Annotated in this window: 11 protein-coding genes; 7 read left to right on the top strand and 4 right to left on the bottom strand. The window is 73.0% G+C overall.

Annotation, left to right across the window (positions count from 1 at the left end; genetic code table 11):
- The first annotated feature begins 4 nt into the window (after positions 1–4).
- The 6 genes from QOL88_RS05380 (at position 5) to QOL88_RS05355 (ending at position 6,034) form a co-directional block, all read left to right on the top strand.
- The gene (locus QOL88_RS05380) at positions 5–316 is read left to right on the top strand and encodes an urease subunit beta (RefSeq protein ID WP_097215330.1); all 312 of its coding nucleotides are present in this window, start codon (positions 5–7) and stop codon (positions 314–316) included.
- On the top strand, positions 309–2,030 hold the full coding sequence (locus QOL88_RS05375; RefSeq protein WP_097215329.1) for an urease subunit alpha: 1,722 nt from the start codon (positions 309–311) through the stop codon (positions 2,028–2,030). Before QOL88_RS05380 ends, QOL88_RS05375 begins: the two co-directional genes overlap by 8 nt.
- Positions 2,031–2,040: 10 nt before the next feature.
- The gene (locus QOL88_RS05370; RefSeq protein ID WP_097215328.1) at positions 2,041–2,715 is read left to right on the top strand and encodes an urease accessory protein UreF; all 675 of its coding nucleotides are present in this window, start codon (positions 2,041–2,043) and stop codon (positions 2,713–2,715) included.
- A gap of 139 nt (positions 2,716–2,854) precedes the next feature.
- Positions 2,855–3,532: an urease accessory protein UreG gene (gene ureG / locus QOL88_RS05365; protein ID WP_097215327.1), complete on the top strand. Its 678-nt coding sequence runs from the start codon at positions 2,855–2,857 to the stop codon at positions 3,530–3,532.
- Positions 3,529–4,302: an urease accessory protein UreD gene (locus QOL88_RS05360; RefSeq protein WP_097222874.1), complete on the top strand. Its 774-nt coding sequence runs from the start codon at positions 3,529–3,531 to the stop codon at positions 4,300–4,302. Before ureG ends, QOL88_RS05360 begins: the two co-directional genes overlap by 4 nt.
- Positions 4,303–4,432: 130 nt before the next feature.
- The gene (locus tag QOL88_RS05355; protein ID WP_097215326.1) at positions 4,433–6,034 is read left to right on the top strand and encodes an alpha/beta hydrolase; all 1,602 of its coding nucleotides are present in this window, start codon (positions 4,433–4,435) and stop codon (positions 6,032–6,034) included.
- Between the two features lie 56 nt (positions 6,035–6,090).
- Here the strand turns inward: QOL88_RS05355 and QOL88_RS05350 are convergent, their stop codons facing one another.
- Positions 6,091–7,122: an NAD-dependent epimerase/dehydratase family protein gene (locus QOL88_RS05350; protein WP_179878777.1), complete on the bottom strand. Its 1,032-nt coding sequence runs from the start codon at positions 7,120–7,122 to the stop codon at positions 6,091–6,093.
- Between the two features lie 58 nt (positions 7,123–7,180).
- Positions 7,181–7,900, bottom strand: a complete 720-nt coding sequence (locus QOL88_RS05345; protein ID WP_097215324.1) for a lysophospholipid acyltransferase family protein — start codon at positions 7,898–7,900, stop codon at positions 7,181–7,183.
- 352 nt (positions 7,901–8,252) lie between these two features.
- Here QOL88_RS05345 and QOL88_RS05340 point away from each other — a divergent pair, with 352 nt between their 5' ends.
- A complete protein-coding gene (locus QOL88_RS05340; RefSeq protein WP_097215323.1) occupies positions 8,253–8,708 on the top strand; it encodes an RpiB/LacA/LacB family sugar-phosphate isomerase in 456 nt (151 codons plus the stop codon).
- Here QOL88_RS05340 and QOL88_RS05335 read toward each other — a convergent pair whose 3' ends face one another.
- Positions 8,709–9,947, bottom strand: a complete 1,239-nt coding sequence (locus QOL88_RS05335; protein WP_097215322.1) for a PP2C family protein-serine/threonine phosphatase — start codon at positions 9,945–9,947, stop codon at positions 8,709–8,711.
- Positions 9,948–10,013: 66 nt separating this feature from the next.
- Complete coding sequence (locus tag QOL88_RS05330) at positions 10,014–12,470, bottom strand: SpoIIE family protein phosphatase (protein ID WP_097215321.1); 2,457 nt, start codon at positions 12,468–12,470, stop codon at positions 10,014–10,016.
- Positions 12,471–12,477: the final 7 nt, after the last annotated feature.

Raw genomic sequence — 12,477 nt, 5'->3', positions numbered from 1 at the left:
CGCCGTGATTCCCGGAGAGATCCTCTTCGCCGACGGGCCGATTGCCTACAACGAGGGCCGCGAGGTCGTCCGCCTGACCGTCCTCAACGCCGCCGACCGGCCCGTCCAGGTCGGCTCCCACTACCACTTCGCCGAGGCCAACCCCGGCCTGGAGTTCGACCGCGCCGCGGCGCGCGGCAGGCGGCTCAACGTCGCCGCCGGCACGGCCGTGCGCTTCGAGCCCGGGATCCCCGTCGACGTCGAACTCGTGCCGCTGGCCGGCGCCCGTGTGGTGCCCGGCCTTCGCGGGGAGACCGGAGGTGCCCTCGATGCCTGAGATCTCGCGTGCCGCGTACGCCGACCTGTTCGGCCCGACGACGGGCGACCGGATCCGCCTCGCCGACACCGACCTGCTGGTCGAGATCGAGGAGGACCGCTCCGGCGGCCCCGGTCTGGCCGGTGACGAGGCCGTCTTCGGCGGCGGCAAGGTCATCCGCGAGTCCATGGGCCAGGCCCGGGCCACCCGCGCGGAGGGCACGCCGGACACCGTGATCACCGGTGCGGTGATCATCGACCACTGGGGGATCGTCAAGGCCGACGTCGGTATCCGCGACGGCCGGATCACCGGCATCGGCAAGGCCGGCAACCCCGACACCATGGACGGCGTCCACCCGGACCTGGTCATCGGCCCGGAGACCGAGATCATCGCCGGCAACGGGCGGATCCTCACGGCGGGCGCGATCGACGCGCACGTCCACTTCATCTGCCCGCAGATCGCCGACGAGGCCCTCTCCTCCGGGATCACGACCCTCGTCGGCGGCGGCACCGGCCCCGCGGAGGGCTCCAAGGCCACCACGGTGACCCCCGGCCCCTGGCACCTCGCCCGGATGCTGGAAGCGATGGAGGCCTTCCCGCTCAACATCGGCCTGCTCGGCAAGGGCAACACCGTCTCCCACGAGGCGATGCTGTCCCAGATCCGGGGCGGCGCCCTCGGTCTGAAGCTGCACGAGGACTGGGGCTCCACCCCGGCCGTCATCGACGCCTCGCTCACCGTCGCCGAGCGGACCGGCATCCAGGTCGCCATCCACACCGACACCCTCAACGAGGCCGGATTCGTGGGCGACACCCTGGCCGCCATCGCCGGGCGGGGCATCCACGCGTACCACACCGAGGGTGCGGGCGGCGGGCACGCGCCGGACATCATGACCGTGGTCTCCGAGTCGTACGTGCTGCCCAGCTCCACCAACCCGACCCGGCCGTTCACCGTCAACACCGCCGAGGAACACCTCGACATGCTGATGGTGTGCCACCACCTCAACCCCGCGGTGCCGGAGGACCTGGCCTTCGCCGAGTCCCGGATCCGCCCCTCCACGATCGGGGCGGAGGACGTGCTGCACGACCTGGGCGCGATCTCGATCATCTCCTCCGACTCCCAGGCCATGGGGCGCGTCGGCGAGGTCGTCATGCGCACCTGGCAGACCGCCCATGTGATGAAGCGGCGCCGGGGCGCCCTGCCCGGGGACGGACGCGCCGACAACCGCCGGGTACGTCGCTATGTCGCCAAGTACACGATCAACCCCGCGCTCGCCCAGGGGCTGGCCGGAGAGGTCGGGTCGGTGGAGAGCGGCAAGCTGGCCGACCTGGTGCTGTGGGAACCGGCGTTCTTCGGGGTCAAGCCGCAGCTCGTCATCAAGGGCGGGCAGATCGCCTACGCGCAGATGGGCGACGCGAACGCCTCGATCCCCACGCCGCAGCCGATCCTGCCGCGGCCGATGTACGGGGCGATCGGGCGGGCGCCTGCCTCCAACTCCCTCAACTTCGTCGCCCCACTGGCCATCGAGGCAGGACTGCCGGAGCGGCTGGGGCTCGGCAAGCGGTTCGCGGAGATCGAGTCGACCCGCGGTGTCACCAAGGCCGACATGCGCGAGAACGACGCCCGGCCCGACGTGCGGGTCGATCCCGACAGCTTCGCCGTGCACATCGACGGGGAACTGGTCGAGGCGGCGCCCGCGGCCGAACTCCCCATGGCCCAGCGGTACTTCCTGTTCTGAGGGTGGTCTGATGTCGCGTGCAGCGCTTCTCGTCCTGGCCGACGGGCGGTTTCCCGCCGGGGGGCACGCGCACTCCGGCGGTGCCGAGGCGGCGGTCAAGGCCGGTCGGATCAGTGGGGCGGCGAGCCTGGGGGAGTTCTGCCGGGGGCGGTTGCACACGGCGGGGCTGACGGCGGCGGGACTGTCCGCGGCCGCGGCGCTCGGGATCGACCCCGTCGCGCTGGACCGTGCCGCGGACGCGCGCACGCCGTCGCCCGCGCTGCGAGTCGCCGCGCGGAAGCTGGGACGGCAACTGCTGCGGGCCGCGCGGGCGACCTGGCCGTCCGCCGAACTGGACGCGCTCGGCAGGGAGTTCCCCAAGGGGGCGCATCAGCCGGTGGTGCTGGGGCTGGCGGCCCGCGCGGCGGGGCTGGGGCCGGTGGACGCGGCGTACTGCGCGGCCTACGAGAGCGTGAGCGGGCCCGCGTCGGCGACCGTGCGGTTGCTGAGTCTGGACCCCTTCGACGCGACACGGGTGCTGGCCCGGCTGGCCCCGGAGGTGGACCGGGTCGCCGACCGGGCCGTGGAGGCGGCCCGGAAGGTGGTCGACGAAGGGGTCGACGCCCTGCCCGCGGGGTCCGCACCGCTCCTGGAGATCGGGGCGGAGGTGCATGCGGCCTGGTCGGTGCGGTTGTTCGCGTCGTAGCCGCCTTCCGAACGCCGCGCAGACCGACCCCCTCAGGGGCGCGGGGAACCGCGCGATCAGCGCCCGCTCACCCGCACTCCACGCCCGCCACCCGTACCCGTCGTCCGCGAAGCCGGGCCCGCCTCACCAGGAGCCGCACATGCACCTCGACCACACCGACCACGGTCCTGCCGCCCTCAGCGCGGACGCCCACCGCCGCGACGGCACCCGCAGGGCGCTCCGCATCGGACTCGGCGGCCCCGTCGGATCCGGGAAGACCGCCACCGTCGCCGCGCTCTGCCGGGCGCTCAGGGACGAGCTGGCGCTCGCCGTCGTCACCAACGACATCTACACGCGCGAGGACGCCGAGTTCCTGCTCCGCGAGGCCGTGCTGCCGCCCGAGCGGATCACCGCCGTGGAGACGGGCGCCTGCCCGCACACCGCGATCCGCGACGACATCTCCGCGAACCTGGAAGCGGTGGAGGACCTGGAGGACGCGGTCGGGCCGCTGGACCTGGTGCTCGTGGAGTCCGGCGGGGACAACCTCACCGCGACCTTCTCCAAGGGGCTCGTCGACGCGCAGATCTTCGTGATCGACGTCGCCGGGGGCGACGACATCCCGCGCAAGGGCGGACCGGGCGTGACCACCGCCGACCTGCTCGTCGTCAACAAGACCGACCTCGCCCCGTACGTCGGCTCCGACCTCGCCCGGATGGCCGCCGACGCCAAGGCGCAGCGCGCCGAACTGCCGGTCGTCTTCCAGTCGTTGCGCAGCGAGGCCGGGGTGGCGGACGTCGCCGCGTGGGTGCGTGCGCAACTCGCCGCGTGGACCGCGTGAACGTGCGTACCGGTGCCGGGGTGCGGTCCCTCGCGCGGATCGTCGCCGGGGACGACGGGCGCGGCGGGACCTCGCTGCCGGTGCTGGAGAGCGACGGGCCTCTGGCGCTGCGGCGCACCCGGGCCACCGGCTCCGAGGCCCGGGTCATGCTGGTCGGCGCGATGAGCGGGCCGCTCGGCGGTGACCACTTCGCCGTGGAGGGGCGGGTGGAGGAGGGGGCGCGGCTGTCCGTCGGGTCGGCCGCCGCCACCATCGCGTTGCCCGGGCAGGCGAAGGGCGAGGCCCGCTACGACGTCCGGCTCGAGGTCGCCGATCACGGCGAACTGCACTGGCTGCCGGAGCAGTTGATCTCCGCCCGGGGCAGCGACCTCTACGTCACCACCCGCGTCGAGCTCGCGCCCACCGCCCGGCTCGTGCTGCGTGAGGAGCAGGTGCTCGGACGCGTCGGTGAGGAACCGGGGCGCCTCACGAGCCGTCTGACCGTGCGGGTCGCCGGGCAGGCCGTACTCGACCAGGAACTGGCCTGCGGGCCCGGCGCGCCGGGCGGCTGGGACGGGCCCGCCGTCCTGGCGGGGCATCGGGCCGTCGGGCAACTGGTCGTCGTCCGCCCGGAGTTCGCCGCCGAGCCGGTGGCCGCGACGGTGCTGGGGGAGGGGGCCTCGGTCGTACCGCTCGCCGGCCCCGCCGCGCTGGTGACCGCGGTGGCGCCGGACGCCCTCAGGCTGCGGCGACTGCTCGACGAGGCATTCGCGTCGCTCCCGCGGACGTAGGCGTCCGTAGAGCAGCACGGCCTCTCCGTTTATCGGATTGGCAAAGAAGGGTGTCCGGCCCTGTTGTCAGGGACCTCACAACAGGAAGGATCCCCCGTACTGATCGCAACGAGGTACGGGGAGGTCCCCCTTGAGGGGTTCGAGACCGAAGAAGCGGGTGGCGGCGCTCGGTTCGGCCGGCGCGCTCGTCACGGCCACGCTGATAGCCGGCGCCGTCGCGGCGCCCACCGCGAACGCGAGCGCGGGCAGCGATTACGGCCAGGACCGCGAGGCCCGCGGCGCCGCGATCGCCGCCGCCCGGGCCGCGAAGGCCGGCATCGACTGGCAGGACTGCCCCGCCGACTGGAACCTGGCCAAGCCGATCCAGTGCGGGTACGTCACCGTTCCGCTCGACTACGCCAAGCCCTACGGCAAGCAGATCAAGCTCGCCGTCGACCGCATCGGCAACACGGGCACCAAGGCCGAGCGGCAGGGCGCGCTCGTCTACAACCCCGGCGGCCCCGGTGGCTCCGGGCTGCGCTTCCCGACCCGGGTCACCGGCAAGAACGCCGTCTGGGCCAACGCGGCCAAGGCCTATGACTTCGTGGGCTTCGACCCGCGCGGCGTCGGCAAGTCCGCGCCCATCTCCTGCGTCGACCCGCAGGAGTTCGTCAAGGCACCCAAGGCCGACCCGGTGCCCGACTCCGAGGCCGACAAGCTCGCCCAGCGCAAGCTGGCCCGCGAGTACGCCGAGGGCTGCCAGGAGCGCAGCGGCGCGATGCTGCCGCACATGACCACGCCGAACACCGCGCGCGACCTCGACGTCATCCGCGCCGCCCTCGGTGAGAAGAAGCTGAACTTCCTCGGCGTCTCCTACGGCACCTACCTGGGCGCCGTCTACGGCACGCTCTTCCCGGGCCACGTGCGCCGCATGGTCGTCGACAGCGTCGTCAACCCCTCCCGCGACAAGATCTGGTACCAGGCCAACCTGGACCAGGACGTCGCGTTCGAGGGCCGCTGGAAGGACTGGCAGGACTGGGTCGCGACGAACGACGCGACCTACCACCTCGGCACCACCCGCGCCGCCGTCCAGGCGAAGTGGCTTCAGCTGCGCGCCACCGCGAAGAAGAACCCCATCGGCGGGGTCGTCGGCCCGGCCGAGCTCATCTCCTTCTTCCAGAGCGCCCCGTACTACGACTCCGCCTGGGCGTCGACCGCCTCGGTCTTCAGCAAGTACGTCGCCGGCGACACCCAGGCGCTCGTCGACGCCGCCGCCCCCGACCTGTCCGACACGGCGGGCAACGCGTCCTCGGAGAACGGCAACGCCGTCTACACCGCCGTCGAGTGCGCCGACGCCAAGTGGCCCACCAGCTGGCGCAAGTGGGACCGCGACAACACGCGGCTCCACAAGGACCACCCCTTCATGACGTGGGCCAACGCCTGGATGAACCTGCCGTGCGCCACCTGGCCGGCCAAGCAGCAGACCCCGGTCGACGTCAAGACCGGCAAGGGCCTGCCCGGCGTGCTCATCGTCCAGTCCGAGCGGGACGCGGCCACCCCGTACGAGGGCGCCGTGGAGCTGCACAAGCGGTTCGAGGGCTCCCGCCTGATCACGGAGAAGGACGCGGGCTCCCACGGTGTCACCGGCCTGGTCAACCCGTGCATCAACCCCCGCGTGGACAGCTACCTGCTCACCGGCAAGCTGGACGGCGCCGACGTGACCTGCGCGCCGCACGCCACGCCGAAGCCGTAGTCGTCACCGGCTCCGTCGGGTGGTGAGGGGCGGCCGGGACACCGGCCGCCCCTTCCTCATGCCGACCGGGCCGCGAACCAGGCGTCCTCCGCCGCGTAGTCGAAGAGGTCCGGGTAGGCGCGGGCGAGGGTGGGGAACGCCTCCCGCCAGTCCTGGCCGGACAGCCGGCGGACGAGCCACTCGACCGTCTCCGGCAGGCTCTCCGGGTAGGACACGACCGGCCGGTACCCCAGCTCCCGTTCCGCGGCCGACATGTCACACACCACCGGCAGCTCCACCGACCAGGGGGAACCGCCCACGGACCCCTGCGCAGGCCCGTCGAGCAGCACGGTCTGCGTCTCCACCCCCATGACCGCGTCCACGGCGGCCCCGATCTCCGACACGGCCGGTGGCAGCGGATCGCAGGCGTTGAGCACCCGGGAGCCCGGCCGGGCCGCAGCCAGCCGGATCAGTTCGGCGATGTTGCGTGCCGCCGACGTGTGGAAGAGGCTCTCGCCCCGGAAGGCGAGCACCCGCCTGCGCCGGCCGTCGAGGTTGCGTTTGACGAAGTACAGCTCGCGGGGGAGCGGAGCGTACGGCCCGTGGATCGCACCCGGGCGCAGCACGGTGGTGGGCAACCGGTCGCCCACCGCGCGGAGTTCACGCTCCAGGGCCACCTTTCGGGTGCTGTACGTGGCGTCCCCCGGCGGGACCGTGACCTGGTCCTCCGCGATCGGTACGGGGTACTGCGGGAGTCCGTCCGGCTCGCCCATGGTGTCGAAGCCGCGGCCCTTGCCGTCCTCGTACACCGACACGGACGACACCACCACGGCCGCGCCGATCCGGTCGGCCAGTCCCGTCAACTGCCGTGCGTGCCGGGCCCCGTAGGCGACCATGTCGACCACGAGGTCGCAGCCGTCACCGATGAGCGCGCCGAGCGCCGCGTCGTCGTCGCGGTCCAGCCGCCGTGTCCGCACCTCGCCGGGCCAGTTCTCGTGCCGGGCGCCGCCGCGCGAGGCGGCCGTCACTTCCCAGCCGTCCCGCGCCAGCGCCTCCACCGCCGGTTTCCCGATCTGTCCGCCCGCCCCGATCACCACAGCATGTCTCATGCGGCGACCGTAGATCGCCGGGGGCCGCCGGGGAACCTGCCTCTGCCGACAGCAGAGCTCAACTGAGGGGCATGCGCCGGAACTTCCGCTCCTTCGTGGCGGCGGCCTCCTCGGCCTTCACCACGGCCGCGTACCGGTCGACGTACTCCTGCTCCGACAGGGAGAGGATGGCGTACATGATCTCGTCGGTGATGGCGCGCAGGATGGCCTTCTCGTTCTCCATGCCCTCGTAGCGGGAGAAGTCCAGGGGCTCGCCGAAGCGGATCACGACGGGGTGGATGTTGGGGATGACCTTGCCGGGCGGCTGGGCCTCGAAGGTGCCGATCATCGCGCAGGGGATCACCGGGACGCCGGCCTTGAGGGCCATGACCGCCACGCCCACCTTGCCCTTGTAGAGCCGGCCGTCGTGCGAGCGGGTGCCCTCGGGGTAGATGCCGAGCAATTCGTCCTTGCTCAGCACGCCGAGGCCTTCGCGGATCGCGGCCTGGCCCGCGTCCTTGCCGGAGCGGTCGACCGGGATCTGCCCCGCGCTGCGGAAGAAGAACGCCGTCAGGCGGCCCTTGAGGCCCGGGCCCGTGAAGTACTCGGCCTTCGCGAGGAAGGTGATGCGCCGTTTGAGGATCGCGGGCATCAGGAAGTGGTCCGAGAACGACAGGTGGTTCCCGGCGACGATGGCGGCGCCCTCCGAGGGAACGTGCTCCAGGCCCTCGATCCGAGGCCGGAAGACCAGTCTCAGCAGCGGGCCCAGCAGTACGTATTTCAGCAGGTAGTAGAACAAAGCGGGCGCTCCTCGACTCTCGCAGTGGACTCAACCGCCGCGTTCCAGCAGGTCAACCGGCATGTCGTGGGGTGCCAGTGTAGGTGCAGACGCGGCCACCGGGCACCTGGTGCGGGCGGACCGCACAGATCCTTCGCCAACTGACTGATGGTCAGTCAGACGTCGGCGTCCGGTGGTGTTCATGCGGCTGGGGAGGACCACGCGACCAGCGTGCTGCGCCACCCGGGTGACGGGCAAGCCGAACGGGGGGCGTGGCGCGATAGCGGGGGTGCGTGGCGGGCCGGTGGCTCTTGCCGGCGGACGGCTGCTGTGGGCGGTGGCCCGGGCCGCGGCGACGAGTAACCTGCCAGGCATGCGGATCTCTGTCTCCTCCGACATGGACGAACCGGTCGCCCGCTCCCTCGTGGCCGCCCTGCGCGAGCGGGGGCACGAGGTGCGCCCGCACGGCGCGCTGCGCCCGGACGGCGACCCGCAGTGGGCGGTGTGCTCCGAGGCCGCGGCCCGCGAGGTCGCCGACGGCACGACCGACATGGCGGTGGTGTGCTGCTGGACCGGCACGGGTGCCTCGATCGCCGCGAACAAGGTGCCCGGCGTGCGGGCCGCCCTGTGCGCGGACGCCTACACGGCCGACGGGGCGCGCCGCTGGAACGACGCCAACGTGCTCGCGCTCAGTCTGCGGCTGACGTCGGAGCCGCTGCTGACGGAGATCCTCGACGCGTGGTTCGCCGGTGCGCCCAGCGCGGACGCCGAGGACCGGCAGAACGTCGACCGCATCCGGCTGCTCGACCACGGAAAGACCCGCATGTAGTCACAGCCGCACGATGATCAGCGCGGTGTCGTCGGTGGCGCCGCCGGGTGGCAGCAACTCCTGCAGAACCGTGTCGGCGAGGGCCTCGGGATCCTGGCCCCGATGGTCGTGCAGGGCGCCGGCGAGCCGCTCCAGACCCTTGTCGATGTCCTCCCGACGCCGTTCGATCAGACCGTCGGTGTACAGCACGAGTGTGGCGCCCGGCGTGAACGTCGTCTCGGCCTGGGGCCGCGGGATCGGGTCCGGGCGGGCGTCCAGCGGCGTGTCCGTCGCCTGGTCGAGGAACTCCGTACGGCCGTCCTGGTGGACGAGCACGGGCGGGGGATGGCCGGCGCTGCTGTACGTGATGACGTGGCGGTCGAAGTCGATGAAGGTCGTCACGGCGGTCGCCGACTCGGCCCCGTCGATCACGTGGGCGTAGCGCCCCAGCACGTCCAAGGCCTGGGCCGGCCCTGCGGCCACCCGGGAGGCCGCGCTGAGCGCACTGCGCAGCTGGCCCATCACCCCGGCCGCCTCCAGCCCGTGCCCCACCACGTCGCCGACCGCCACGCCGATCCGGTCGCCGTCCACCAGATCGACCAGGTCGTACCAGTCCCCGCACACGTTGAGCGCTCCCACGGCGGGCCGGTACCGGACGGCCGCCCGGTGGTGACGGACCTGCCGCGGCGCGGGCAGCATCGCCTCCTGCAAGGCCAGTGCCACCTCCCGCTCCCGGGAGTGCGCCTGGCGCAGCCGCTCGTTGAGCTCCTGCAGCTCACGGGCGCGGGTGTACAGCTCGGCCTCCAGCACCCGGGCCCGGCTGTTCCCGTTCCCCGGAGAACCGCCCCGGGCCCGGATCAGCTCCGTGACCTCCTCCACGCGGTGCAGGATCAGCACGACCTTGCCGTCCGAGCCGAGCAGCGGCGCGTTCACCGGGCTCCAGTAGCGCTTCGACCACTCGCCGGGCCGCTCCGGGTCCTCGACGTCGTAACGCTGCAGGGCCATGGTGTCGCGCTCCCCGGTGGCCAGGACGCGGTACAGCGAGGCCTCCAGGTTGCGCATGCCCGTCGCGGCCGCATCGTTCGGATTGTCCGGGAAGACGTCGAACAGGTATTTGCCGATGAGCTGCTCGCGCGAGCGGCCGGAGACGCGGGCGAACTCCTCGTTGACGTCCGCGTAGACGAGTTCGGGTGTCAGGAGCGCCACCATGCCGGGCAGGGCCTTGAACACCGCACCGTAGTCGATCGTCGTCTCCGCCATGGCCGCCGCCTCACCGCTGCCGGGATCACACCAGTTTCGCACGGTATGAGCGAACCTCAACCGGGTTCATTCCGGGAGATCCGGCAGGGCCTGCTCGGCCCAGATGACCTTTCCCTCGGGCACGAAGCGCGTGCCCCACCGCTGCGTGAGCTGGGAGACCAGCAGCAGCCCGCGCCCGCCCTCGTCCGTCGTACGGGGGTGGCGCAGATGGGGAGCGGTGGCGCCGTCGTCGAGCACTTCGCAGACCAGGGCACGCTCCCGGATCAGCCGGAGCCGGATGGACCCGGTGGCGTACCGGATGGCGTTGGTGACCAGCTCGCTCACCACCAGCTCCGTGGTGAAGGCCAGCTCCTCCAGGCCCCAGTGCGCCAGCTGCCGGGTGGCCGTGCGGCGGGCCTCGGCGACCACGGCCGGGTCCGAGGGCAGCTCCCAGGCCGCGACCTGCCCGGTGCCGAGACGTTTCGTCCGCGCCATCAGCAGGGCCACGTCGTCGTACGGCCGGGCCGGGACCAGCGCGTCGACCACGGACCGGCAGTACGACTCGAGCGGGCCCGTCCGCTCCAGCGCCCGGCGCAGCCGCTCCCGGCCCGCGTCGACGGCCCAGGTCTCGCCCCGGGCCAGCAGCCCGTCGGTGTGCAGCGCGAGCGTGCTGCCCTCCGCCAGGGGCAGCTCGACCGCCTCGAACGGCGGGCCGCCCACGCCGAGCGGCGGCCCCTGCGGCAGGTCGACGAACACCACCGAGCGGTCGGGCATCACCACGGCCGGGGCCGGATGCCCCGCCGCGGCCATCGAACACCCGCCGTCGACCGGGTCGTAGACGACGTACAGGCACCCGGAGCCCACGCCTGGCGTGCCCGCGGAGCCCACCGTCCCGGGCTCCGCACCCTCCTCCCGCGCCGACCGCGCCACCAGGTCGTCGAGGTGCGCCAGCACCTCCTCGGGCGGCAGGTCCAGAGCCGCCAGGGTCCGTACGGCGGTCCGCAACTGTCCCATGGACGCTGCGGCGTCGATGCCGTGACCGGGCACCTCGCCCACGACCAGCGCGACGCGCGCCCCGGACAGCGGGATGAGGTCGTACCAGTCGCCGCCGAGACCGGTCAGCTCGTCGGCCGGCCGGTAGCAGGCGGCCACCTCGACGGCGTCCTGCTCGGGCAGCCGGTGGGGGAGCAGACTGCGCTGCAGGACGAGCGCGGCGTCCCGCTCACGGGTGTAGCGGCGGGCGTTGTCCACGCAGACGGCCGCGCGGGCGACGAGATCCTCCGCCAGCCGCAGGTCCTCCTCGTCGAAGAACTCCCGGTCGTGGCGCCGGTAGAACGTCGTGATGCCCAGGGTGATGCCGCGTGAACGGATCGGCACGGTCATCACGCTGTGCAGTCCCAGCTCCCGGAACGTGGCCCGGCGGCCGCTCGGGGTGTCCGTGGTCCAGTCCCGGGTCAGCGGGGCGAGCCGCTCCGCGCGCCAGGACCGTCCCGTGGCCAGACAGCGGAAGGGCGGCGTTCCGGCGCGGAAGGCCACCACCTCGCCGATCTCGATGACGGCTTCCGCGAGGTCCTGCACGGACCGGTAGCCGGCGCGGCGCAGCTCCACCGGCTCCTCCGCGTCCGCGAGCGGGCCGGGCGTCGGCTCGGCGCCCCGCAGTACCGACTCCAGCAGGTCCACGGTGACGAAGTCGGCCAGCCCCGGCACGGCCACGTCGGCGAGTTCCTGCGCGGTGCGCGTGAGGTCCAGGCTGCGGCCGATGCTCTCGCCGGCCCGGTCGAGCAGCGCCAGCCGCTGCCGCGCACGGTGCCGGTCGGTCATGTCCACGACCGTGTAGTACACGCCGATCGGATGGCCCCGCTCGTCCTCCAGCCGCGTGAACGACAGCATGTGCGCCGTCTCGCGCAACGGGGCCGAGCGCACGTGACCCACGTGCTCGTAGCCGACCACCGCCTCGCCGGTCTCCAGCACGTGCCGCATCTGTGCCTCGACCGCCTGCCCGTCCATGCCCGGCTGGACGTCCGCGAAGCGCAGTCCGAGCCGTCGTGGCGCCGGGCCGCCGCCGAACTGTTCCAGGGCCGCGTTCGACCACACGAAGCGCAGGTCCGTGTCCACGATGGCGATACCGACCGGGGCGCCCGCCGCCATCTGCTCCAGGACCGTGCGGCTCATGTCCCAGCCGGGGGCGTCCGCCAGCTCCGACAGGAGCATCAGCCAGCGCGAGCCGCCGTGCGCCTCCTCGGCCGAGGTGATCCGCGCCGCGACCTTCACGGGGTGCCCGTCCCGGCGGCGGGCCGTGAGCAGTCCCGTCCAGCCACCGTCCCTGCGGCAGCGCTCGACCAGGTCCGGCACGCGCTCGGCGTCCTCGGCGGCCAGCAGATCGGCCAGCTTCCTGCCGACCGCCTCGGACGCCGGGTACGCGAGCAGCCGCCGGGCACCGCTGGTCCAGCCCGTCACCACGCCCTGTGGATCGAGCAACAGGGGCGCCGCGTCGGCCACATCGAACCGCTGCCGGGCAACGCCGTACACCTCGTCTCCGCCCACGGCCGAC

This window comes from Streptomyces sp. Ag82_O1-12, assembly GCF_900182715.1.
In the GTDB taxonomy this organism is placed as follows: Bacteria; Actinomycetota; Actinomycetes; order Streptomycetales; family Streptomycetaceae; genus Streptomyces; species Streptomyces massasporeus.
Note: the sequence above shows the minus strand (reverse complement) of the source record. Positions and strands in the feature narration are given on the sequence as shown.

Coding starts and splice junctions, on each gene's coding strand:
- QOL88_RS05375 (WP_097215329.1), top strand. CDS start 309: ATGCCTGAGATCTCGCGTGCCGCGTACGCCGACCTGTTCGGCCCGACG.
- QOL88_RS05370 (WP_097215328.1), top strand. CDS start 2,041: ATGTCGCGTGCAGCGCTTCTCGTCCTGGCCGACGGGCGGTTTCCCGCC.
- ureG (WP_097215327.1), top strand. CDS start 2,855: ATGCACCTCGACCACACCGACCACGGTCCTGCCGCCCTCAGCGCGGAC.
- QOL88_RS05350 (WP_179878777.1), bottom strand. CDS start 7,122: ATGAGACATGCTGTGGTGATCGGGGCGGGCGGACAGATCGGGAAACCG.
- QOL88_RS05340 (WP_097215323.1), top strand. CDS start 8,253: ATGCGGATCTCTGTCTCCTCCGACATGGACGAACCGGTCGCCCGCTCC.
- QOL88_RS05335 (WP_097215322.1), bottom strand. CDS start 9,947: ATGGCGGAGACGACGATCGACTACGGTGCGGTGTTCAAGGCCCTGCCC.